The sequence below is a fragment of the Bradyrhizobium jicamae genome (assembly GCF_018130215.1).
GTDB classification, from domain to species: domain Bacteria; phylum Pseudomonadota; class Alphaproteobacteria; order Rhizobiales; family Xanthobacteraceae; genus Bradyrhizobium; species Bradyrhizobium jicamae_A.
Map to the genome: position 1 here is coordinate 127,543 of NZ_JAFCKQ010000016.1, position 21,830 is coordinate 149,372.

Below are 21,830 nucleotides of genomic sequence, written 5' to 3' on the forward strand. Positions count from 1 at the left end.
AATTGGAGTGGAATCCTAGCGGTTAAACGTGCCGCTCGGTAGCGGCGCGGGGAATGACGAGCCGGATTGTTGCGTGGTCTGGGTCTGGGCCTGTGCCGCGGGCTGGGCGGCAGCGGGCTGCTGCGCCTGCTGGTCGTCGGGTGGCGGCGCGGTGGTGCGGCGGCGGACGATCTTCTTCTTCTGCTTGGGCTCCGGCGGCAGTGCGGCGGGCGCGCCCTCCTCGGGCGCCGCGGCGGCGTCGGGAGCAGCGGCCTGGTCTGCCGCGGGCGCAGTGCTCGCGGCGGCCTGAGCGGGCTTGGACTTGTGCTTCTTCGCGCCCTTCGGCGGCTCGGGAGGCGGCGCCGGCGTGGCGGCAGCCGTCGCGGCGTCGGGCGGCGGATTGAGCGAGTCCTGCTGCTGCGCGCCCTTGTACAATTCCTTCGGCACGCCCTGCTCGAGGCCCGGCACGCCCTCGGGGAACACCGGCTTGCGCTCGCCGGGCAGCTTCTTCTTGGTGTCGAGCCAGTCGAGCATGTCGGACGGATCGAAATTGGCCATGCCGCCGCTGCAGCCCGCCAGCACGCTGCAAAGCGCGACGAGAACTGCGGCTGCGATCAAGCGTTGCGAGCTTCGCATGGTCGATCTCTCATTCAAACTCAGGTTTCGCCGTCAGCTCGTGTTCAGCTCTTGGCAACTGGCGGCAGCAGGGCCTGCAACGCCTCGGCACGCGAGCGCAGGCTCGGCGGCGTGTCACCGTCACTGGCAATCTGGTCCAGCCACTTTCGTGCGGCCGTGGCATCATTGGCGTGCCAGGCCGACAGCGCCAGCATCTCGCGCGCGGTATGGCGGAAGGTCGAACCCTGCGCGGTGGCCGGCTCGAGCCGTTGCAGCATGTTCGGATAGGTCGTGGTGTCCATCACGAGCTGCGCGGCGCGGATCCGCGCCAGGTCCTGCTCGGGTGCGCTGACGCTGCGGTCGGCGGCGATCTCGTCATACAGCTTCGCGGCGGCCTGCTGGTCGCGCACTGCGACCTCGGCGGCCATGCGCAGCCGCGCCAGGGTGCGGTAGCCATACGGCGCCTTGGCGGCGAGATCGGCAAAGGCGGCCTCGGCCTCGGAGTGCTTGTTCTGCTCGGACAATTCGGCGGCGCGGTCGAATGCCGCACCCGCCTCGGCGGCCTTCTTGGCTTCGAGATACTGATAGCCGCGCCAGCCGCCGACGCCCGCGACGACCAGGATCGCCAGGGCGATGATCAGGATCGAGTACTTGTCCCACAGCTTCTTGAGCTGTTCGCGACGGACTTCCTCGTCTACTTCATCAAATAATTCAGACACTTAAGGCTATCCCATCCCCTCGGGGCCGCAAACTTCGGCCGGGCGCAGCCCACGCCGGATCCCCACATCGCGGCGGCGTTACCCTAACGGTGTGGCGGAGGCAAGGCAAAGCGAGGCGGATCAAAGCGTTAACGGGGGAGAGTTGCCCGGCCCGCTCACGCTCCTGCCGAGCTCAGACTCTCCCGCAGCTGCCGCTTGATCACCTTGCCGTTGGCGTTGCGCGGCAGCGGGGTCATCGTCAACGCCATCGTCTCCGGCACCTTGTAGTCCGACAGCCGTTCAGCGCACCAGGCGCGCAAGCTCTCGACATTCACCTCGGTCCGCGTCACGACGATCACCGCATGCACGCGCTCGCCCAGCACCGGGCACGGTTTCGCAATGATCGCGCTCTCGATCACGTCGGGATGGCCCGCCAGCACCGACTCCACCTCGGCGGAATAGATCTTCAGGCCACCACGGTTGATCATGTCCTTCTGGCGGTCGAACACGCGGACGAAATTATCGGCATCGATCGAACCGAGATCGCCGGAATGCCAGAAACCGGCGGTGAAGCTGTCGGCGGTCGCCTCCGGATTGTTCCAGTAGCCCGCGATGACGGAGGCGCTGCGGATCCAGAGCTCGCCGATCTCGCCGCGCGGGACTTCGCGGCCATCGGGGCCCATCACGACGATCTCGGCACCCGGGCACGGCAGGCCGACGCTGTCGATATGGGCGGCGGTCAGTTCGCCCGGCATGATGGTCGAGGGCGACGTGGTCTCGGTCGCGCCGTAGCAATTGGCAAGCTTGAGCCCGGGGATCTTGGCATCGAGCTTCTCGATGGTGGCGACCGGCATCGGCGCGCCGCCGAAGCCGCCGATCCGCCAGCTCGACAGATCGTAGCTGTCGAAGTCCGGCTGCAGCAGGCAGAGGTTGTACATCGCCGGCACCATCACGGTGTAGGTGACGCGCTCGCGCGCGGCGAGCTTGAGATAGTCGGAGGCCTTGAACTCCGGCATGATGATCAGCGCTCCGGCGCAGCGCACCATGGTCGTGATGTTGGCGACCGCGCCCGTGACATGCGCCAGCGGCACCGCGGCGATCGAACGGTCGGCCCTGGTGAGCTTCAGGGAGGACGCAAACACCATCGATGAATGGATGATGTTGCAATGGGCGAGCATGGCGCCTTTCGGCTTGCCCGTGGTGCCCGAGGTGTAGAGGATCATCGCGGTGTCCTCTTCCCTCATCTCGACGGGTGCCGCTGCTGCGTGATCGCGCAAGGCCGTAAATTGCGAGGCGCTGTCGTCGCTGACGGAGATCCGATGCCTCAGCGCCGGCAGATCGGCGGCCGCAGGCACGCGATCGGCGAGCGACGCCTCGTGCACCAGCAGCCTGGCGCTGCAATCGTTCAGCACATAGGCGATCTCGGGCTTCTGCTGGCGGGTCGACAGCAGCACCGTCACGAGCCCGGCATGGGCCGCGGCGAACATCGTCAGTACGAATTCGATCCGGTTGCCGAGCAGGATCGCGACGCGGTCGCCGCGCTCGAGCCCGAGCTTCTGGAAACCTGCCGCGACCCTGGCCGACAGCTCGGCGATCTCGCGCCAGGTCAGGCGCGTATCACCACAGACCAGCGCCTCGCCGTCGCCGTTAAGTGCCACAGCCTCCGCGATCATCGCCCACAGGCTGCCCGGCCGTTCGACAAAGGCCGGAACCACCCGATCGCCGAAGCGCGGCTCGAGCCGCATGGGAGGAATTCCGTGCTGCGACCAGTCCATGCGTGCCTCGTCAGCTCTTCTTCATGTCGTAGACGTGCTCGGGCCCCGGAAAGGCGCGGCTCTTCACGTCGCGCGCAAAGGTCGCGATCGCTTGCTCGATCGCGGGGCCGAGATTGCCGTAGCGGCGCACGAATTTCGGCGCGCGTGGCGACAGGCCGAGCATGTCCTCCAGCACCAGCACCTGGCCGTCGCAGGCGCTGCTCGCGCCGATGCCGATGGTCGGCACCGCGACCGATTGCGTGATCTTGCGCGCCAGCGGCTCGGCCACCGCCTCGACCACGATCGAGAAGGCGCCGGCCTCCGCAATCGCGCGCGCATCGTTCTCGATCGGTGCCCAGTTGGCCTCATCGCGGCCCTGGGCGCGGAACGAGCCGAGCGTGTTGATCGATTGCGGCGTCAACCCGATATGGCCCATCACGGGGATGCCGCGCTCGGACAGGAACGCGACCGTCTCCGCCATCCGTACGCCGCCCTCGAGCTTGACGGCGCCGCACAGCGTCTCCTTCATGATCCGCACCGCCGAGTGAAATGCCTGCTCCTTCGAGCCCTCATAGGACCCGAACGGCATGTCGACGACGACCAGCGCAGCTTGCGAGCCGCGCATCACGGCGCGGCCCTGCAGGATCATCATGTCGAGCGTGACGGGCACCGTGGTCTCGAAGCCGTGCATGACATTGCCGAGGGAATCGCCGACCAGGATGGCGTCGCAGTGCCGATCCACCAGCGCCGCGGTGTGCGCGTGATACGAGGTCAGCATCACGATCGGCTCGCCATTCTTGCGGGCGCGCAGATCCGGCGCGGTCTTGCGCTTGATGGCTGACTGTACGGACATCTCAGGCCCCCATGACAGGCACGCCGATCACGACCGGATGGAACGCGAACGCCAGCGCCAGATACGCGACGACACCGACCGCGATCGCGATCAGGTCGTTGGTCAGACCGCCCACCGGGATCGGCGGCGCGCCGGGGTCGCTGCGGCGCTTCAGCGAAATGCGGTCATAGACCGCCCAGGCGAGAAACGAGCCGAACAGGATGATCGAGCCGAGATCGCCGTTGGCGAGCAGATGCGCAAACGCCCACAGCTTCACCCCGGCCAGCATCGGATGCTTCAGCGTCGTGTAGATGCGGCCGCGGATATAGGACGCCGCCACCAGGATCACGGCGGGCAGCATCAGCGCCACGGTGATGTGCTTGAACGCGGTCGGCGGCGTCCAGACCTCGATCATTCCGGCGGAGCGGTAGTGGCCGAAGCCCCAGACGATCAGCACGAGGCCCGCGACGGAGACCAGCGAATAGACGCCCTTGTAGGCCCCCTCGCCCATCGCCTTCACGAGGCCCGCGCGCAGCTCGCGCCTGGTGGTGAGCACGTGGATGCCGAGGAACAGCACGAGACCCAGGATCAAGACGAGCAGTCCCACGATGTTCCTCCCCGGATGCCATCAATTCCGGCTATCGCGTATCATCTTCGGGCGGAGGAACGCAATGCGTCGCGGCCCGCGCCGTCACGGCTTGTCGGCATGCCTGGTGAGCTCGCGATTGTCGACATAGCGGATCATGATCGGGCGGCCGGCGAGCGCGCCGCCGAGGCCCCCGGTGAATTTCAGCGGCAAGCACGCATCGAGCGAGGCATTGATCGCGTTCAGGTAGGTCGTGCGGGTGTCCACGGGGACGCCTGACGTCGCGAATGTCAGCCGTGGCGCGCCGATCATCTCGCCCGACCGCTTGAAGCTGAAGCGGACCGACATCTGCATGCCGGCGCGTGCGGTATCGGCCGCCGGCGGCGACCAGCAGGAGCGCAGCGCGGCAAAGAGATCGCCGATGGTATCGAGGTCATGGTCCGGCTTGCGGTACTTCCCGGCCTGATCCTCGGGCGGCACGGCGAGGACCGTGAGCTGCAGGTTTTCACCATATGGATAGTTCATTTCGGGCAGGCACGGCCCGTGATTCAGCACGCTGCAAAATCCTGGCACGCAAGGCTGGTCATCGAGCACGCTGCACGGTGTATGCGCGAACGGCACCGGATTGGTTTGGCGCTCGCGCTCGCCGGCCGCGGCCGAAGGAGCGATCGCCAGCAGGGCGAGAGCGAGGCAGATGGCAATTCGTCGGAGCATGCGAATGGACCCGGAAAACGCCAACCGTGAAGATGGTCCCGTAACCCGAATGCATCAAGCGGGGGCGCGTTCACGTCCTCGCGCTTACTTCGCTGTCATCGCCCGGTGACCGGGCGATCCGGTGTTCCAGAGACGTCGGTGGGTAGCGGAAAGGCCACGGCGTACCAGGTCCCCCGCCTGAGCGGGGGACGACACCGAGTATGAAGCGCTCACGCCCGCTTCTTCACGTCCTTGACGCTGGAGAAGGCGATGTCCTCGGCGCGTTCGCGGGTATAGCCGAGATAGAACTCGTTCTTGGCCATGAACACGGGATCGCCGTCGACGTCATCGGCGATGCCGGAATTGTTGGCCGCGATGAAGGCCTCGAGCTTCTTCTTGTCGTCAGACGAGATCCAGCGCGCCAGCGAGAATTCGGAGACCTCGAACTCGACCGGCAGCGAATATTCGGCATCGAGCCGCGCCTTCAGCACGTCGAGCTGCAGCGGGCCGACCACGCCGACCAGCGCAGGCGCCCCGTCGCGCGGGCGGAACACCTGCACGACGCCCTCCTCCGACATCTGCTGGAGGGCTTCCTTGAGTTTCTTGGCCTTCATCGCATCCGTCAGGCGGACGCGGCGGACGATTTCCGGCGCAAAGCTCGGCACGCCGACGAAGGTCAGATCCTCGCCCTCGGTCAGGGTATCGCCGATCCGCAACGTACCGTGATTGGGGATGCCGACGACGTCGCCGGCAAATGCCTCGTCCGCCACGGAGCGGTCCTGGGCGAAGAAGAATTGCGGGCTCGACAGGCTCATATTCTTGCCGGTGCGCACCAGCTTGGCCTTCATGCCGCGGCTGAGCTTGCCCGAGCAGAGACGCGCAAACGCGATGCGGTCGCGGTGGTTCGGATCCATGTTGGCCTGGATCTTGAACACGAAGGCGCTCATGCGCGGCTCTGCAGCCTCGACCTTGCGCAAATCGGAATCCTGCGCGCGCGGCGCGGGCGCGAACCTGCCCAGACCCTCGAGCAGGTCGCCGACGCCGAAATTGCGCAGCGCGCTGCCGAAATAGACCGGCGTCAGGTGGCCCTCGCGGAACGCTGCAAGATCGAACGGCTTGCAGGCCTCCGACGCCAGTTCCAGCTCGTCCCTGACGGTGGCAACGTCGAGATTGGGGTTGCGGGCGCCGAGATCGGCGATGTCGATCTGCTCGGTGGCGCCGGTCTTGGCGCCGCCGCCTTCGAGCAGTCGCACGCCGCCATTGACGACGTCATAGGTGCCGAGGAAGTCGCGGCCACGGCCGACCGGCCAGGTCATCGGCGTGGTGTCGAGCGCCAGCGTCTTCTCGATCTCGTCCAGCAGTTCGAAGGTGTCGCGACTCTCGCGGTCCATCTTGTTGATGAAGGTGATGATCGGGATGTCGCGGAGGCGGCAGACCTCGAACAGCTTTCGCGTGCGCGCCTCGATGCCCTTGGCGGCGTCGATCACCATGACCGCGGAGTCGACCGCGGTCAGCGTGCGATAGGTGTCTTCCGAAAAGTCCTCGTGGCCCGGGGTATCCAGCAGGTTGAACACGAGGTCGTTGAACTCGAAGGTCATCACCGAAGTGACGACCGAGATGCCGCGCTCGCGCTCGATCTTCATCCAGTCCGAGCGGGTGTTGCGCCGCTCGCCCTTGGCCTTGACCTGGCCTGCGAGATTGATCGCGCCGCCGAACAGCAGGAGCTTCTCCGTCAGCGTGGTCTTGCCGGCGTCCGGATGCGAAATAATGGCGAACGTGCGCCGCCGCGCCACTTCCTCTGAGAGCGGCGAGCGGGACGTCGATTCGGCTGTGACTGATATGTCGGACATGGCGGGGCAGCGTTTGGCAGGGAAAACGGGCGCAATCAAGGGCGTTTTGTCGCAATGCGGAATGCCTGAAGGCTCCCCATATAGGTGGGGGAAGGACGACCTTCATCTCACCACATCACCTGCGGGGACGACCCTGCCTTATCCGGAGGGTTCGTCATGGCATGGGCCATACTGTTTACCGCAGGCCTGCTTGAGATCGGCTGGGCCATTGGGCTGAAATATACCGACGGTTTCTCGCGGCCGGTCGCATCGGTTCTGACCCTGGCAGCCATGGCCGGAAGCGTCATCCTGCTCGGCGTCGCGCTCAAGAGCCTGCCGATCGGAACCGCCTATGCGGTCTGGACCGGGATCGGTGCGGTGGGCACCGCGGCGCTGGGCATCGTTCTGCTCGGTGAACCCGCCACCGCAATGCGGCTTGCCAGCATCGGACTGATCGTCGCCGGTATCGCGGGCCTCAAGCTCGTTAGCTGATCAACGAAGGATCATCACCGCCCAATAGCTCAGCGCCGCGACGGCGGCCGACGCAGGGATCGTGATCACCCAGGCATAGACGATCGAGCTTGCCACGTTCCAGCGCACGGCGGAGAGCCGCCGCGCCGCGCCGACACCGACGATGGCTCCCGTGATGGTGTGGGTGGTCGAGACGGGAACCCCGAGGAAGGTTGCGATGAACAGGGTCGCGGCGCCGCCGGTCTCGGCGCAAAAGCCCTGCATCGGCGTCAGTTTCGTGATCCGCAGCCCCATGGTGCGCACGATCCGCCAGCCGCCCATCAGCGTGCCCAGCGCCATTGCGCTCTGGCAGGACAGCACCACCCAGAACGGGATCTCGAACGTTTCACCGACATGGCCCTGCGAATAGAGAAGCACGGCGATGATGCCCATGGTCTTCTGGGCGTCATTGCCGCCATGGCCGAGCGAGTACAGCGAGGCCGAGCCGAACTGCAGGATACGGAAGGCACGATCGACTGCAAACGGCGTCGACCGCACCGACAGCCAGGACACGATCGCGACCAGCACCAGTGCCAGGATGAAGCCGACCACCGGCGAGAGCACGATCGCCAGCAGCGTCTTGGTCAGCCCGCTCCACACGGCCGCCTTGATTCCCGCCTTGGCCATGCCGGCGCCGACCAGGCCGCCGATCAGCGCATGCGAGCTCGAAGAGGGAATGCCGAGCGCCCAGGTGATCAGGTTCCAGACGATCGCGCCGACCAGCGCGGCGAAGATCACGGTGGCGTCGACGACGGCCGGATCGATGATCCCGGTGCCGATGGTGTTGGCGACGTGCAGGCCGAACATCGCGAAAGCGACGAAATTGAAGAACGCCGCCCAGAACACCGCATATTGCGGCCGCAGCACCCGGGTCGAGACGATGGTCGCGATCGAGTTCGCGGCATCGTGCAGGCCGTTCAGGAAATCGAACAGCAGCGCGACCGCGATCAGAATAACCAGGACGGGAAGACCCAGCGTGGCGTCCACGTGATGGCCCCTGCCCTAGACTTGCTCAATGACGATGGAATTGATCTCGTTGGCGACGTCGTCGAAACGATCGGCGACCTTCTCCAGGTGATCGTAGATTTCGGCGCCGACGATGAAGTCCATCGTATTGGCGTCGCGGTGCTTCAGGAACAGCTCCTTCAGCCCGATGTCGTGAAGATCGTCGACCCGGCCTTCGAGCTTGGTCAATTCCTCCGTGATCTGCGCCAGCATCGCGACGTTCTGGCCGATCGCCTGCAACAGCGGCAGCGCGCGGCCGACCAGATTGGCGCATTCGATGATCAGGCTGCCGATCTCGCGCATCGGCGGCTCGAATGAGCGCACCTCGAACAGCACGACGGCCTTGGCGGTCTGCTGCATCTGGTCGACGGCGTCGTCCATCGACGTGATCAGGTTCTTGATGTCGCCGCGATCGAACGGGGTGATGAAAGTGCGGCGGACCGCGGTGAGGACCTCGCGCGTGACATTGTCGGCGTCGCTCTCGAACTGGTTGACGCGCTGGCAGTAGACCGGCGTCTCCTCCCCGCCCTTCAACATGCCCTGCAGCGCCTCAGCGCATTGCACGGCGGTCTGGGCGTGTCGGGCAAAGAGGTCGAAAAACCGCTCTTCCTTGGGGAGGAAGGCACGAAACCAGCGCAACATGAATACGTTCCATCGTTCCGGGACAGCCGTCAGGCGACCGTCACAAAGCTGTCATAGAACGTTTCGCGAGGAAAGCGTCAGAGGTCGGCGGCCCGTTGGGCCGTCATCCACCGCTTTGTCAGCTCCGGTCGGACCGGCCGCCCTGCCCGGCCGCGCCTTAAAGCGACCGCCGGAGGAAGTGAGCGAGCTCTCCGACCAGTCCTCGCCGGAACAGCAGCACGCAGGCCACGAAAATCACGCCCTGGATCACCGTCACCCACTGGCCGAAACCGGCGAGATATTGCTGCATGGCGATGATGACGAAGGCGCCGACCACGGGCCCGAAGATGGTGCCGAGGCCGCCAACCAGCGTCATCAGCACGATTTCACCGGACATCGACCAGTGCACGTCGGTGAGCGAGGCGTTCTGCGCCACGAACACTTTCAGCGAGCCGGCGAAGCCCGCGATCGTGCCCGAGAGAATGAAGGCGAGCAGCTTGTACTGGTCGGTCTTGTAGCCCAGCGAGATCGCCCGCTGCTCATTCTCGCGGATCGACTTGAGGACCTCGCCGAACGGCGAATTGATGGTCCGGTAGATCAGCAGGAAGCCGGCGAGGAAGCCGACCATCACCACATAATAGAGCACCGTCGGCTTGGAGAGATCGAGGATGCCGAACAGGTGGCCCTGCGGAATGCCCTGGATGCCGTCCTCGCCATGCGTGAACGGCGCCTGCAGGTAGATGAAGTAAAGCAGCTGGGAGAGCGCCAGCGTGATCATCGAGAAGTAGATGCCCTGCCGCTTGATCGAGATGTAGCCCGTGACGAGGCCGAGCAAGGCGGCCGCGGCGGTGCCGACCACGATGCCGAGCTCCGGCGGCAGCGCCCAGACCTTCAGCGCATGTGCCGATACGTAGCCGGCGGTGCCGAGAAACATGGCATGGCCGAACGACAACAGGCCGCCATAGCCGATCAGGAGGTTGAAGGCGCAGGCGAGCAGCGCGAAGCACAACGCCTGCATCACGAAGAAGGGATAGATGCCCGAAAACGGCACGATCGCGAGCAGCAGCGCCATCACCGCGAACACGATCATCTCGTCGCGCATCGCGCGGGGCGTCACCGGAATGGTATCGTCGGTCAATGTCGACATGTCAGGCCGCCCGTCCCGTCAGTCCCGTTGGCTTCACCAGCAACACCAGCACCATCAGGACAAACACCACGGTGTTGGAGGCTTCGGGATAAAAATACTTGGTCAGTCCCTCGATCACGCCAAGCGCGAAGCCGGTGATGATCGAACCCATGATCGAGCCCATGCCGCCGATCACCACCACCGCGAACACCACGATGATGAGGTCGGCACCCATCAATGGCCGGACCTGGTTGATCGGTGCCGACAGCACGCCGGCGAGCGCGGCAAGGCCGACGCCGAGCCCGTAGGTCAGCGTGATCATCCTGGGCACGTTGATGCCGAAGGCACGCACCAGGGTCGGATTTTCGGTGGCGGCGCGCAAATAGGCGCCGAGTTGCGTCTTCTCGATCAGGAACCAGGTCGCGATACACACCACGAGTGAGAAGATAACGACCCAGCCGCGATAGATCGGCAGGAACATGAAGCCGAGATTCATGCCGCCCTTGAGCTGATCGGGAATCGAGTAAGGCAGACCAGAAGAGCCGAAATAGTTCTGAAACACGCCCTGCACGATCAGCGCGATGCCGAAGGTCAACAGCAGGCCGTAGAGATGGTCGAGCCCGGCCAGCCATTGCAGCATGGTCCGCTCGAGGATCATGCCGAAGACGCCGACCACGACCGGCGCGATGATCAGCGCCCACCAGTAGTTGATGCCGCCCAGATTGAGCAGGAAATACGCCACGAAGGCGCCCATCATATAGAGCGCACCATGCGCGAAATTGATGATGTTGAGCATGCCGAAGATCACGGCGAGCCCCAGACTGAGCAGCGCGTAGAACGAGCCGTTGATCAGTCCCACCAGAAGCTGAGCGTAAAGTGCCTGCATCGAGAAAGCTTTCGCCTGAAGCTGGATGGAGCCCGCCGGTCACCGCGTGACCGGCGGGCGTGATCGTCATTTCTTCAGCAGCGCGCACGTGCTCTGCGAGAGCGGCGTGAACGCCTGGTCGCCGGGCACGGTGCCGACCAGCTTGTAGAAGTCCCACGGGCCCTTGGACTCCGAGGGCTTCTTCACCTCGAACAGATAGGCGTCGTGGGTGACGCGGCCGTTGGCCTCGACCACGCCCTTGCCGAACAGCGGATCGTCGGTCGGGATCTCCTTCATCTTGGCGACCACCTTGACGCCGTCATGCGGATTGGCGCCGAGCGCATCAAGCGCCTTGAAGTAATGCAGCAGGCCCGAATAGACGCCGGCCTGCACCATGGTCGGCATCGCGCCATTCTTCATCTTCTCGGAGAAGCGCTTGGAGAAGGCGCGGGTCTTGTCGTTCAAGTCCCAGTAGAAGGTCTCGGTGAAGTTGAGCCCCTGTGCCGTCTCGAGCCCGATCGCCTTGACGTCGGTGAGGAACAGCAGGAGCGCTGCGAGCTTCTGGCCGCCCTTGACGATACCGAACTCGGCGGCCTGCTTGATCGCATTGGTGGTGTCGCCGCCGGCATTGGCAAGTCCGATGATCTTGGCCTTGGAGGCCTGCGCCTGCAGCAGGAAGGATGAGAAGTCCGAGGTGTTGAGCGGATGCTTGACACCGCCGACCACCTTGCCGCCATTGGCAAGGATGACCGCGGTGGTGTCGCGCTCGAGCGCGGCACCGAAGGCGTAGTCCGCGGTCAGGAAGAACCAGGTATCGCCGCCGGCCTTCACCAGCGCCTGGCCGGTGGCATGGGCCAGCATGTAGGTATCGTAGGTCCAGTGCACCGTGTTCGGCGAGCACTGCGCGTTGGTCAGGTCCGAGGTCGCGGCTCCCGAATTGATGTAGACGCCGTTCTTCTCCTTCACCACGTTGTTGACCGCGAGCGCGACGCCGGAGTTCGGCACGTCGGCGATCACGTCGACCTTGTCGACGTCGAACCACTGGCGGGCAATGGTGGTGCCGATGTCGGGCTTGTTCTGGTGGTCGCCGGAGATCAGGTCGATGGTCCAGCCCTTGGCCTTCAGGCCGGAATCCTCGATCGCCATTTGTGCCGCCAGCGTCGAACCGGGGCCGGCGAGATCGGCGTAAAGGCCGGACTGGTCCGACAACACGCCGATCTTGACGTTCTTGTCGTCAGCCGAGGCGATGCCGGCGAATGCCAGCGTCATCGCGGTGCCGAGCAACAGCGCTGAAATCGTCTTCTTCATGTGTATTCCCTCGTCCTGAATTTTGCGGTTCGACGATTTCAAACGCCGAGATAGGTATGGAGCTTGTCCATGTTGGCCGACAGCTCGGAATTGGAGAAACCGTCGATCACCTTGCCGTGCTCGACGATGTAGTAGCGGTCCGCGACGGTGGAGGCGAAACGGAAATTCTGCTCGACGAGCAGGATCGTGAACCCCTCCGACTTCAGCCGAGCGATGGTGTGGCCGATCTGCTGGATGATGACGGGTGCGAGCCCTTCGGTCGGCTCGTCCAGCATCAGGAAGCGCGCCCCGGTGCGCAGGATTCGCGCGATCGCCAGCATCTGCTGCTCGCCGCCGGACAGCTTGGTGCCCTGGCTGGAGAGACGCTCCTTCAGGTTCGGAAACAGCGTGAAGATCTGCTCGAGCGACAGGCCACCCGAGCGCACCACCGGCGGCAGCATCAGGTTTTCCTTCACGTCGAGGCTCGAGAAGATGCCGCGCTCCTCGGGACAGAACGCGATGCCCTTGCGCGCGATCCGGTCGGACGAGGCGCGGATGATCTCCTGATTGTCGAAACGGATCGAGCCGCTTCGCTTGCCGATGATGCCCATCACCGACTTCAGCGTGGTGGTCTTGCCTGCCCCGTTGCGGCCGAGCAGCGTCACGACCTCGCCGGCCCTCACGTTGAAATTGATGCCGTGCAGGATGTGGGACTCGCCGTACCAGGCCTGCAAATCCTTCACCGCCAGCACCTCGGCGCCGGCTGCCGCCGCGGGGGCCTCCGCCAGTTTCGCCTCAGCCATGCCCCGCTCCCAGATAGGCTTCCTTCACGCGCTCGTCCTTGGACAGGTCGGCATAGTTGCCTTCCGCCAGCACCTGCCCGCGCGTCAGCACGGTGATGATGTCGGACAGGTTGGCCACGACCGAGAGATTATGCTCGACCATCAGGATGGTGTACTTGGCCGAAATGCGCTTGATCAGCGCGGCGATCTTGTCGATGTCCTCGTGGCCCATGCCGGCCATCGGCTCGTCGAGCAGCATCATCTCGGGGTCGAGCGCAAGCGTGGTCGCGATCTCGAGTGCGCGCTTGCGGCCATAGGGCATCTCGACCGCCGGCGTGTTGGCGAATTCGCTGAGGCCCACGTCGTTCAGGAGCTCGAGCGCGCGGCCGTTGTAGCGGTCGAGCACGGTCTTGGAGCGCCAGAAGTCGAACGAGGAGCCGTGCTGGCGCTGCAGCGCCACGCGGACGTTCTCGAGCGCAGTCAGGTGCGGAAACACCGCCGAAATCTGGAACGAGCGCACCAGCCCGAGGCGCGCCACATCGGCCGGCGGCATCGCGGTGATGTCCTGTCCCTTGTAGCGGATCTGGCCGCCAGACGGCTTCAGGAATTTGGTCAGCAGGTTGAAGCAGGTCGTCTTGCCGGCGCCATTCGGCCCGATCAACGCATGAATATGACCGCGACGCACCTTCAGCGCGACGTCGCGAACGGCGAAGAAACCCGCAAATTCCTTGGTCAATCCGCTGGTTTCAAGAATGAATTCATCGGCCAAACAGATTTCCCCCATACGCCGTCGCTGCGAGGCCTCTCGCCCGCGCGGCCGGTTCTTCAATGCCCGACAGGTCGTCCGAAACGTCTTGGAAACCGTCCCGGGCGCTGTCGCCTCCGGGCCGGAATATGCCGTCATCTGCGGCGGTTAGGCAAGGTGGAAAGCTGTGCGGTGCGGCATCGGCAATACCCGGTTCCGGTTGATCCTTAGTCGAATAGATTTTGGCCGCGCTTTGCGCAGCGGAAAGCCGCCATTAACGGTGTTTCGCTCCGGTTCCGCGCTTTCATAGAATATTTCCGCCCATGGCAGAGGCTCAGCCGGTTTGGAAACAGCGCGGGCCTTCAGCTTGCAGTTCGAGAGCGCCTATCCGTCGGTGGTGAAGTCGATCACGCAGCGAGTGCTGCTGAACGCATGGCTGCGCGCGCTGCGCACGCCCGATGCCCTGCCCTGCCTCGGCGATTTCCACACCGACGGCTCTGCCGACGAGTGCGCCGACATGATGGGCTTCGAGGTGGTCGGCCGCGGCGATGCCGCCCGCTTCCTGATCACGCAGGAAGGCGCTCGCCTGACCACCGCCTACGGCAACGAGCACGTCGATCCGGCGCTGCGCACCAACCGCTATCTCGATGACGCGATCGGCGCCGAGCGCTATGCGCGGGTGCTGCCATCCTACCGCGCCTGCCTGGCGTCGAAGCGGCCGACCTACACCGTCTCGACCGTGCAGGATGCCGACGGCAAGGATGTCGCCTATGAACGGCTGCTGCTGCCGTTCGGCGCCGGCGACGCCGTCATGCAGATCGTCGGCTCCTACAAGGCGATCAGCATCGAGGGCGGCTTCAGGCTCGACAATCTGATGGGCGTGATGCCGAAGGCCGTTCCGGTCGTCATCGTCAGCGCCGTGATCGATCGTGCCCTCGAGCCGTCACGGCGCCCGGCGGCGCAGGATTCGGTCGAGCTGATCTAGATACTCGATCTAGCGCTTGCGCGCCTTCGCCGGCACTTCCTTGGCATAGATGTCGGGCTTGAAGCCGACGACGCGCCTAGGCCCGAGGTCGAGCACCGGACGCTTGATCATCGACGGCTGCTCGGCCATCAGCGCCAGGGCCTTGCGCTCGTTCAATCCTTCCTTGTCGGCCTCGGGCAGCTTCTTGAAGGTGGTGCCGGCGCGATTGAGCAGCGTCTCCCAGCCAACCTCCTCGCTCCATTGCCTGAGCTTGTCCCTGGCGATGCCAGCGGTCTTGTAGTCGTGGAAGTCGTAGGCGACGCCGTGATCGTCGAGCCAGGCCCGCGCCTTCTTCATGGTGTCGCAGTTCTTGATGCCGTAGATGGTGATGCTCAATGCCGTTCCCCGCACGATCTGGTGCGGCGAAACTAGCCCTGCAGCCGTCGCCACGCCAGATCGGACGAAGCCGGTCTCCACACCGATCTCCATGTTGCCGGCTCAGGCCCTGTCGACATCGATGATCGCCTGGGCAAACGCCATCGGCGCCTCCTGCGGCAGGTTGTGGCCGGTGCCGCCGGAAACGAGGCGGTGCTCGTAGTATCCGGAAAACTTCTTGGCATAGGCTGCGGGCTCCGGATGCGGCGCCCCGTTGGCATCGCCCTCCATCGTGATGGTCGGTATCGCGATGACAGGCCCCTGCGCCAGCGTCTTTTCGAATGCGTCATACTTCGCCTCGCCTTCAGCGAGGCCAAGCCGCCAGCGGTAATTGTGGATCACGATATCGACATGGTCGGGGTTGTCGAACGCGGCCGCGCTGCGGTCATAGGTGGCGTCGTCGAAATTCCATTTTGGCGAGGCGAGCTGCCAGATCAGCTTGTTGAAGTCGTGCCGGTTCTTGGCATAGCCCTCGCGGCCGCGCTCGGTCGCGAAATAGAACTGGTACCACCATTGCAGCTCCGCCTTCGGCGGCAACGGCACCTTGCCGGCCGCCTGGCTGCCGATCAGGTAGCCGCTCACCGACACCATGGCCTTGCAGCGCTCCGGCCAGAGCACGGCCATGATGTTGGCGGTGCGCGCCCCCCAATCATAGCCGCCGAGCACAGCCTTCTCGATCTTGAGGGCATCCATCAGCGCGGTGATGTCTTCGGCGACCGCGACCGGCTGGCCGCTGCGCATCGTGTCGGTGGAGAGGAAGCGGGTCGTGCCGTAGCCGCGCAGGTGCGGGATGATGACGCGATAGCCGGCCTCCGCCAGCGCCGGCGCGACATCGGCATAGCTGTGGATGTCATAGGGCCAGCCGTGCAGCAGGATGACGGCGGTGCCTGACGCCGGACCCATCTCGACATAGCCGACATCGAGCACGCCGGCCTGGACCTGCTTGACCGGGCCGAGCGAGGTGTGGGCGCCGGGCCTGATTGCGGGCAGCGCTGCCTTCGCCGCGGACTCGGCATGCGCCACTGCGAAGATGCTGAGGCCGGCCGCGGCCAGGGTGCTGCCGGCGATCCCGAGGAAACGGCGGCGCTGCTGATTGATCGATTGCGACATGGTGGTCTCCTGCATCTGATGTCGGACATGATCATGCCGCAGCCGGTCCCCGTTCGCTTTGAGATGGCATGGATTTGTCCTTCAGAGCGTCGTGATTTTTGCCTCGCGCCGCCTGTGCTAGGTTCCGCCACCTGCACAGGAAACCGGCTGCCGGACCCATCGATTTGCCTTATCGTTTCAATGACTTCGTACTCGATTCCGATCGCCGCGAGCTGCGCCGCGGCGATGCGCTGGTGGCCGTGGAGCCGCAGGTCTTCGACCTCCTCGAGTTCCTGATCCGAGCCCGCGACCGTGTCGTCAGCCGCGACGATGTGCTGGCCGCGGTCTGGCACGGGCGGATCGTCTCGGAAGCCACCCTGAGCAGCCGGGTCAATGCTGCGCGGATGGCGATCGGCGACAGTGGCGAGGAGCAGCGGCTGATCCGCACCCTGCCCCGCAAGGGCCTTCGCTTCGTCGGCGAGGTCCGCGAGGAGGCAGCGACCGTCGCGGTCGCGGCGGACACAGTCGGGCTGCGCCCGAACGAGGGGCCGGCGATCGCGGTACTGGCTTTCACCAATATGAGCGGCGATCCCGAGCAGGACTACTTCGCCGACGGCATTGCCGAGGACATCACCACCGCGCTCGCCCGTTGCAGCGGGTTGACGGTGATCGCGCGCAACTCCGCCTTCACCTACAAGGGCAAGGCGGTCGACATCCGCCAGGTCGGCCGCGAACTCGGCGTCGGCTATGTGCTCGAAGGCAGCGTCCGCCGCGGCGGCGACCGCCTGAGGATCACCGGCCAGCTGATCGATGCCGTCTCCGGCGGGCATCTGTGGGCCGACCGGTTCGACGGCGCTGTGAACGACGTATTCGAGCTGCAGGACCGCATCACCGAGAGCGTGGTCGGCGCGATCGAGCCGACCCTGCATGTCGCGGAAGCCGAGCGATTGCGGGCGACGCCCCCCGTCCGGCTCGACGCCTATGATCTGCTGCTGCGCGCCTACAGCCTGCGCTATGAATTCACGCCTGCCAGCATGGAGGCCGCGCTCGATTGCCTCGACCAGGCGCTCGCGCTCGATCCCGCCTACGCGCCGGCGCTGGCGGCATCGGCCTATTGCCATGCGCTGCGCCATTTCCAGGGCTGGCTCGCACCGAACGAGGCGTATCGCGAGCGCGCGGTCGCGCGCGCCTGGCGCGCTGTCGAGCTGGCGCCTGGTGATGCCCAGGTGTTGTGGATGGCCGCGTTTGCGATCTGGAACATGGCCGACGAGATCGAGCCGGCGCGCGATCTGTTCGGGCGGTCGCTTGCGATCAACCCGAACTCGGCGATGGCGCTGACGCTCGGCGGCTGGATCGAGGCCATGCGCGGCAACCAGGCCGCCGGTCGCGCCATGATCGAGCGCGCGCAGCGGCTGAACCCGCGTGACCCGCGCGGCTGGTTCGCTTCGGCTGCGCTCGCGATCTGCGCGGTGCTCGACGAGAACTTTGCCGAAGCGGTGGCATGGGCCGACAAGGCGCTGGCGCAGAACCGGCGCTTCGCAGTGGCGCTGCGCGTCCTGATCGTGGCGCTGGTGAAGACCGGCGATCGCGAGCGCGCGACGCAGATCGCGCGCGAGCTGCTCAAGGTCGAGCCGAACTTCACGATCTCGGGCTTCCTGTCGCGAATTCCGTTTCCCGTCGAGATGATGTCGAAGACCTATACGGAAACGCTCAGGGCGGCCGGCGTACCCGACTGAGGATCCTGTCAGGCCGCCCCACCCGGCTCCAGCGCTTCGCCGAGCGCCACCGGATGCGCCATGGTCTCGTGCAGCGCGTTCTTGTCGAGCTCGCCTTCCGACAGGCTGATTACGACGCAGGCGACGCCGTTGCCGACCAGATTGGTCAGCGCGCGGCATTCGCTCATGAACTTGTCGATGCCGACCAGGATGGCGATCGACTGGATCGGAATATCCGGCACGATCGACAGCGTCGCGGCCAGGGTGATGAAGCCCGCGCCGGTGACGCCGGAAGCGCCCTTCGACGTGATCATGGCAATGCCGAGAATGCCGAGTTCCTGCCAGATCGTCAGATGCGTGTTGGTGGCCTGCGCCAGGAACAGCGTCGCCAGGGTCATGTAGATGTTGGTGCCGTCGAGGTTGAAGCTGTAGCCGGTCGGCACCACGAGGCCGACCACCGAGCGCGAGGCGCCGAGATGCTCCATCTTCTGGATCAGCTGCGGCAGCACGGTCTCGGACGACGAGGTGCCGAGCACGATCAGGAGCTCGTCCTTGATATAGGCGATGAAGCGGATGATCGAGAAGCCCGCGAGCCGCGCGATCGCGCCGAGCACGATCAGCACGAACAGCACACTGGTCAGATAGAAGGTGCCGATCAGCGCCGCCAGATTGGCGAGCGAGCCGAGGCCGTAGGCACCGACCGTGAATGCCATGGCGCCGAATGCACCGAGCGGTGCGACACGGACGATCATACGGATGATGCCGAAGAACATCTTGGCGGCCGTATCGATCGCGGCCGCGATCGGCTCGCCGGCCTTGCCCATCAGGGCAATGGCGAAGCCGGACAGGATCGAGATCAGGAGCACCTGCAGCAGGTCGCCACGAGCAACCGCGCCGAGATAGCTGTCCGGAATGATCGCCATCAGATGGGCGACGATGCCCTGCTCCTTGGCCTGCGTGACGTAGGTTGCGACCGACTTCGGATCAATCGTCGACGGGTCGATGTTGAAGCCGCGGCCCGGCTGCAGCACCTCGCCGACCAGGAGCCCGAACGCGAGCGCGACCGTCGACACCGCCTCGAAATAGATCAGCGTCTTCAGGCCGACCCGGCCGACGCGCTTGAGGTCGCCCATCGAGGAGATGCCATGCACCACGGTGCAGAAGATCACCGGCGCGATCATCATCTTGATCAGGGCTATGAAGCCGTCGCCGAGCGGCTTCAGCGACTTGCCGAGATCGGGATAGAAGTGCCCGATCAGGATACCCGCGAAGATTGCGATCAGGACCTGGACGTAGAGGATCTTGTACCAGGGCTGATGACGGGGCTTGACTGCAGGTCGGATCGCGTCTGTGGTCATGAAGCCCCCGATGATTACTCGTCTGCAACGTCATCTTGAGACGTTTCGCCGGCTGCGGCAATCAACATTGACGCGTCACGGCCGCTTGGGAATGTTCAATCCACGCTGCACCGCCGGGCGTGCGAGGCCGCGCTCCAGCCAGGCGGCGACATCGGTGAACTGGTCGAACTCGACCAGCTCGCGTGCGCCGTAGAATCCGATCAGGTTGCGCACCCAGCCGAGCATCGAGATGTCGGCAATGGTGTATTCGTCATCCATGAACCATTGCCGTCCGGCGAGATGGGTCTGCATCACGGCGAGCAGGCGCTTCGACTCGGCGACGTAACGCTGCAACGGCCGCTTGTCCTCATAATCCTTGCCGGCGAACTTGTGGAAGAAGCCGACTTGGCCGAACATCGGCCCGATGCCGCCCATCTGGAACTGAACCCACTGGATCGCCTGATAGCGGCGAGCGGCATCCGCCGGCAGCAGCTTGCCGGTCTTCTCGGCGAGGTATTGAAGCATGGCCCCCGACTCGAACAGCGGCAGCGGCTTGCCGCCGGGTCCATCGGGATCGAGCATCGCCGGGATCTTGCCGTTCGGGTTCAGCGACAGGAACTCCGGCGTCTTCTGGTCATCCTTGCCGAAGTCGACGAGATGCACCTCGTAGGGCAGCGCGATCTCCTCGAGCATGATCGAGACCTTGACGCCGTTCGGCGTCGGCAGCGAGTAGAGCTGGAGGCGATCCGGATGCCGGGCGGGCCAGCGCTTTGTGATCGGAAAGGATGACAGGTCGGGCATGTCAGCGATCTTTGCCTGCTTGTTGTTGGATGGGTAATCTACGAACATTGATCAAAGCCGCAAGGGCCGCACGCGACCATGGACGATCAACAAACACGGACAAGGCTCGGCCTCTCCGACGATGAGCTGGCGACCCACCCGACGGTGTTCGCGCCCGATGCGCTGACCGGTCGGGTCGTCGTCGTGTCCGGCGGCGCCGGCGGCATCGGGCGCGCCATCGTCTGGCTGTTCGCGCGGCTCGGCGCACATGTCGTTGCGGTCGGCCGCAATGGCGACAGGCTCAAGGCGCTCGTCGATCATCTCGCGCATCGCGGCCTGAAGGCCTCCGCCCATGTCGCCGATATCAAGGATCCGGACGCGGTCAACACGACGTTCGATGCGGTGTGGGCCGCGCATGGCCACGTCGATATCCTGGTCAACAGCGCCGGTGGCCAGTTTCCGCAACCCGCGATCGATTTCTCGGTCAAGGGCTGGAACGCGGTCATCAACACCAACCTCAACGGCACCTGGTACATGATGCAGGCGGCGGCACAGCACTGGCGTGACCGCAAAGCGCCCGGCAGCATCGTCAACATCGTCGTCGTGACGACCCACGGCCTCTACGGCATCGCGCATACCATTGCCGCGCGCTCCGGTGTGATCGGTCTGTCCCGCGCGCTCGCGGTGGAATGGGCGCCGCTCGACATCCGCGTCAACTGCGTCGCCCCCGGCGCAATCGAGACCGAGGGCTGGAACGTCTACAGCGAAGCGGCGCGCGCCGCCTACCCGCGCTCCAACCCGATGATGCGGCCCGGCTCGCCCTGGGACATCGCGGAGGCAGCTGTCTACCTCGCCGGCCCCTCCGGCAAATTCATCACCGGCGAAACGCTCACCGTCGACGGCGGCGGCCAGCACTGGGGCGAGACCTGGACCACCGGCAAGCCGGATTATTTCAAGCGCGGCGAGTGATCCTTTCCGTCGTCCTGGCGAAAGCCAGGACGACGCAGGGTGGTGGTACGCCTGACCAGCTTCATTTCCCGTCATCGAAGCTCACGATCACGGCCGCATTCGCGATCAGGATCGGGTCGTTGCCGAGATCGGAGGGGATTTCCAGCCCGCCCGCGATCGCCTTCACCGTCTTGGTGCCGTAAGGCAGCTCCCTGGCGACTGCGTCGATATCCACGCCTTCCGGATTCGGCACTGCGATCGTGACGTCGACGAACATGTCGTTCGCGGTCTTGCCGAGCATGCGGAAGAAGCCGAGGCTGGAATGGCGGATCGCATCGGAAACGGCGCGCTTGGCGGCCTTGGTGGCGTCGCGGCCGTGGACGTCGACGCCCATGCCCATTTCGGTGATGCAGCGCACGCGTGTCATGAATTGTCCTGTGTCGTTGGCGTGAAGGTCTCGCCCTCAATCGTCCGCCATGGCCAGGACGTCAAGTCATGCCTCCGCGATCTCGCGGCAGCGTGAGCCCGAGGTTTTTGCGGTTTCGCCGCCCTCATCATGCAGAGGGCGCAGGGAAAGCCGGGTGCCGATCGCACCCATGGGCCCCGTGCAGTGTAGAAAGCACGGGGGTAGGACC

The 21,830-nt window shown here is 65.1% G+C and carries 23 protein-coding genes; 4 read left to right on the plus strand and 19 right to left on the minus strand.

Annotation, left to right across the window (positions count from 1 at the left end):
* Positions 1–15 precede the first annotated feature (15 nt).
* From JQ586_RS19325 to JQ586_RS19355, 7 genes are all read right to left on the minus strand, one after another.
* On the minus strand, positions 16–615 hold the full coding sequence (locus JQ586_RS19325) for a hypothetical protein (RefSeq protein ID WP_212396191.1): 600 nt from the start codon (positions 613–615) through the stop codon (positions 16–18).
* A 44-nt stretch (positions 616–659) separates the two neighbouring features.
* Positions 660–1,313: a tetratricopeptide repeat protein gene (locus tag JQ586_RS19330; protein ID WP_212396192.1), complete on the minus strand. Its 654-nt coding sequence runs from the start codon at positions 1,311–1,313 to the stop codon at positions 660–662.
* Between the two features lie 155 nt (positions 1,314–1,468).
* Positions 1,469–3,067, minus strand: coding sequence for a class I adenylate-forming enzyme family protein (locus tag JQ586_RS19335; RefSeq protein WP_212396193.1), 1,599 nt, complete (start codon positions 3,065–3,067; stop codon positions 1,469–1,471).
* Between the two features lie 10 nt (positions 3,068–3,077).
* On the minus strand, positions 3,078–3,899 hold the full coding sequence (panB, locus tag JQ586_RS19340) for a 3-methyl-2-oxobutanoate hydroxymethyltransferase (RefSeq protein ID WP_212396194.1): 822 nt from the start codon (positions 3,897–3,899) through the stop codon (positions 3,078–3,080).
* A gap of 1 nt (position 3,900) precedes the next feature.
* Complete coding sequence (locus JQ586_RS19345) at positions 3,901–4,485, minus strand: NnrU family protein (protein ID WP_212396195.1); 585 nt, start codon at positions 4,483–4,485, stop codon at positions 3,901–3,903.
* 84 nt (positions 4,486–4,569) lie between these two features.
* Positions 4,570–5,178 (minus strand): hypothetical protein, encoded by a 609-nt coding sequence (locus tag JQ586_RS19350; RefSeq protein WP_212396196.1) that lies wholly within the window; start codon positions 5,176–5,178, stop codon positions 4,570–4,572.
* Positions 5,179–5,387: 209 nt separating this feature from the next.
* Complete coding sequence (locus JQ586_RS19355) at positions 5,388–7,007, minus strand: peptide chain release factor 3 (RefSeq protein WP_212396197.1); 1,620 nt, start codon at positions 7,005–7,007, stop codon at positions 5,388–5,390.
* A gap of 156 nt (positions 7,008–7,163) precedes the next feature.
* On the opposite strand from JQ586_RS19355, the gene sugE reads away from it, so the two are divergent.
* Positions 7,164–7,478 (plus strand): quaternary ammonium compound efflux SMR transporter SugE, encoded by a 315-nt coding sequence (gene sugE / locus JQ586_RS19360; protein ID WP_212396198.1) that lies wholly within the window; start codon positions 7,164–7,166, stop codon positions 7,476–7,478.
* Here the strand turns inward: sugE and JQ586_RS19365 are convergent, their stop codons facing one another.
* The 7 genes from JQ586_RS19365 to JQ586_RS19395 form a co-directional block, all read right to left on the minus strand.
* Positions 7,479–8,483 carry an inorganic phosphate transporter gene (locus tag JQ586_RS19365; RefSeq protein ID WP_212396199.1) on the minus strand — a complete coding sequence of 335 codons (1,005 nt, stop codon included), beginning with the start codon at positions 8,481–8,483 and terminating at the stop codon, positions 7,479–7,481.
* Between the two features lie 15 nt (positions 8,484–8,498).
* Complete coding sequence (locus JQ586_RS19370; protein WP_212396200.1) at positions 8,499–9,143, minus strand: DUF47 domain-containing protein; 645 nt, start codon at positions 9,141–9,143, stop codon at positions 8,499–8,501.
* A 157-nt stretch (positions 9,144–9,300) separates the two neighbouring features.
* Positions 9,301–10,269, minus strand: a complete 969-nt coding sequence (locus JQ586_RS19375) for a branched-chain amino acid ABC transporter permease (RefSeq protein WP_212396201.1) — start codon at positions 10,267–10,269, stop codon at positions 9,301–9,303.
* Between the two features lies 1 nt (position 10,270).
* Positions 10,271–11,134, minus strand: a complete 864-nt coding sequence (locus JQ586_RS19380; protein WP_212396202.1) for a branched-chain amino acid ABC transporter permease — start codon at positions 11,132–11,134, stop codon at positions 10,271–10,273.
* A gap of 66 nt (positions 11,135–11,200) precedes the next feature.
* Positions 11,201–12,421 carry an ABC transporter substrate-binding protein gene (locus tag JQ586_RS19385; protein WP_212396203.1) on the minus strand — a complete coding sequence of 407 codons (1,221 nt, stop codon included), beginning with the start codon at positions 12,419–12,421 and terminating at the stop codon, positions 11,201–11,203.
* Positions 12,422–12,459: 38 nt separating this feature from the next.
* The gene (locus JQ586_RS19390) at positions 12,460–13,203 is read right to left on the minus strand and encodes an ABC transporter ATP-binding protein (protein ID WP_212396204.1); all 744 of its coding nucleotides are present in this window, start codon (positions 13,201–13,203) and stop codon (positions 12,460–12,462) included.
* A complete protein-coding gene (locus tag JQ586_RS19395) occupies positions 13,196–13,951 on the minus strand; it encodes an ABC transporter ATP-binding protein (protein WP_212396205.1) in 756 nt (251 codons plus the stop codon). The genes JQ586_RS19390 and JQ586_RS19395 overlap by 8 nt, the downstream gene beginning before the upstream one ends.
* 343 nt (positions 13,952–14,294) lie before the next feature.
* Here JQ586_RS19395 and JQ586_RS19400 point away from each other — a divergent pair, with 343 nt between their 5' ends.
* Positions 14,295–14,912 carry a hypothetical protein gene (locus tag JQ586_RS19400; RefSeq protein WP_212396206.1) on the plus strand — a complete coding sequence of 206 codons (618 nt, stop codon included), beginning with the start codon at positions 14,295–14,297 and terminating at the stop codon, positions 14,910–14,912.
* Between the two features lie 9 nt (positions 14,913–14,921).
* Here the strand turns inward: JQ586_RS19400 and JQ586_RS19405 are convergent, their stop codons facing one another.
* Together JQ586_RS19405 and JQ586_RS19410 are read right to left on the minus strand one after the other, a co-directional pair.
* Entirely contained in the window at positions 14,922–15,287 is a 366-nt protein-coding gene (locus tag JQ586_RS19405) for an ArsC family reductase (RefSeq protein ID WP_212396218.1), read from the minus strand.
* A 102-nt stretch (positions 15,288–15,389) separates the two neighbouring features.
* Positions 15,390–16,436, minus strand: a complete 1,047-nt coding sequence (locus tag JQ586_RS19410; RefSeq protein ID WP_212396207.1) for an alpha/beta fold hydrolase — start codon at positions 16,434–16,436, stop codon at positions 15,390–15,392.
* A 164-nt stretch (positions 16,437–16,600) separates the two neighbouring features.
* Between JQ586_RS19410 and JQ586_RS19415 the strand changes: the two genes are divergently transcribed.
* Positions 16,601–18,151, plus strand: a complete 1,551-nt coding sequence (locus JQ586_RS19415; RefSeq protein ID WP_212396208.1) for a winged helix-turn-helix domain-containing protein — start codon at positions 16,601–16,603, stop codon at positions 18,149–18,151.
* A gap of 8 nt (positions 18,152–18,159) precedes the next feature.
* Here JQ586_RS19415 and JQ586_RS19420 read toward each other — a convergent pair whose 3' ends face one another.
* A complete protein-coding gene (locus tag JQ586_RS19420; protein WP_212396209.1) occupies positions 18,160–19,488 on the minus strand; it encodes a dicarboxylate/amino acid:cation symporter in 1,329 nt (442 codons plus the stop codon).
* A 75-nt stretch (positions 19,489–19,563) separates the two neighbouring features.
* The gene (locus JQ586_RS19425) at positions 19,564–20,268 is read right to left on the minus strand and encodes a glutathione S-transferase family protein (RefSeq protein WP_212396210.1); all 705 of its coding nucleotides are present in this window, start codon (positions 20,266–20,268) and stop codon (positions 19,564–19,566) included.
* 78 nt (positions 20,269–20,346) lie between these two features.
* On the opposite strand from JQ586_RS19425, the gene JQ586_RS19430 reads away from it, so the two are divergent.
* Positions 20,347–21,216: an SDR family oxidoreductase gene (locus JQ586_RS19430; RefSeq protein WP_212396211.1), complete on the plus strand. Its 870-nt coding sequence runs from the start codon at positions 20,347–20,349 to the stop codon at positions 21,214–21,216.
* A gap of 61 nt (positions 21,217–21,277) precedes the next feature.
* On the opposite strand, the gene JQ586_RS19435 is transcribed toward JQ586_RS19430, so the two are convergent.
* On the minus strand, positions 21,278–21,622 hold the full coding sequence (locus tag JQ586_RS19435) for a Lin0512 family protein (protein ID WP_212396212.1): 345 nt from the start codon (positions 21,620–21,622) through the stop codon (positions 21,278–21,280).
* Positions 21,623–21,830: the final 208 nt, after the last annotated feature.

Bases quoted from the DNA above. Each gene is read 5' to 3' on its own strand.
- JQ586_RS19325 (WP_212396191.1), bottom strand. From the start codon at position 615: ATGCGAAGCTCGCAACGCTTGATCGCAGCCGCAGTTCTCGTCGCGCTT.
- JQ586_RS19335 (WP_212396193.1), bottom strand. From the start codon at position 3,067: ATGGACTGGTCGCAGCACGGAATTCCTCCCATGCGGCTCGAGCCGCGC.
- panB (WP_212396194.1), bottom strand. From the start codon at position 3,899: ATGTCCGTACAGTCAGCCATCAAGCGCAAGACCGCGCCGGATCTGCGC.
- JQ586_RS19350 (WP_212396196.1), bottom strand. From the start codon at position 5,178: ATGCTCCGACGAATTGCCATCTGCCTCGCTCTCGCCCTGCTGGCGATC.
- JQ586_RS19355 (WP_212396197.1), bottom strand. From the start codon at position 7,007: ATGTCCGACATATCAGTCACAGCCGAATCGACGTCCCGCTCGCCGCTC.
- sugE (WP_212396198.1), top strand. From the start codon at position 7,164: ATGGCATGGGCCATACTGTTTACCGCAGGCCTGCTTGAGATCGGCTGG.
- JQ586_RS19370 (WP_212396200.1), bottom strand. From the start codon at position 9,143: ATGTTGCGCTGGTTTCGTGCCTTCCTCCCCAAGGAAGAGCGGTTTTTC.
- JQ586_RS19375 (WP_212396201.1), bottom strand. From the start codon at position 10,269: ATGTCGACATTGACCGACGATACCATTCCGGTGACGCCCCGCGCGATG.
- JQ586_RS19380 (WP_212396202.1), bottom strand. From the start codon at position 11,134: ATGCAGGCACTTTACGCTCAGCTTCTGGTGGGACTGATCAACGGCTCG.
- JQ586_RS19385 (WP_212396203.1), bottom strand. From the start codon at position 12,421: ATGAAGAAGACGATTTCAGCGCTGTTGCTCGGCACCGCGATGACGCTG.
- JQ586_RS19390 (WP_212396204.1), bottom strand. From the start codon at position 13,203: ATGGCTGAGGCGAAACTGGCGGAGGCCCCCGCGGCGGCAGCCGGCGCC.
- JQ586_RS19410 (WP_212396207.1), bottom strand. From the start codon at position 16,436: ATGTCGCAATCGATCAATCAGCAGCGCCGCCGTTTCCTCGGGATCGCC.
- JQ586_RS19420 (WP_212396209.1), bottom strand. From the start codon at position 19,488: ATGACCACAGACGCGATCCGACCTGCAGTCAAGCCCCGTCATCAGCCC.
- JQ586_RS19425 (WP_212396210.1), bottom strand. From the start codon at position 20,268: ATGCCCGACCTGTCATCCTTTCCGATCACAAAGCGCTGGCCCGCCCGG.
- JQ586_RS19430 (WP_212396211.1), top strand. From the start codon at position 20,347: ATGGACGATCAACAAACACGGACAAGGCTCGGCCTCTCCGACGATGAG.
- JQ586_RS19435 (WP_212396212.1), bottom strand. From the start codon at position 21,622: ATGACACGCGTGCGCTGCATCACCGAAATGGGCATGGGCGTCGACGTC.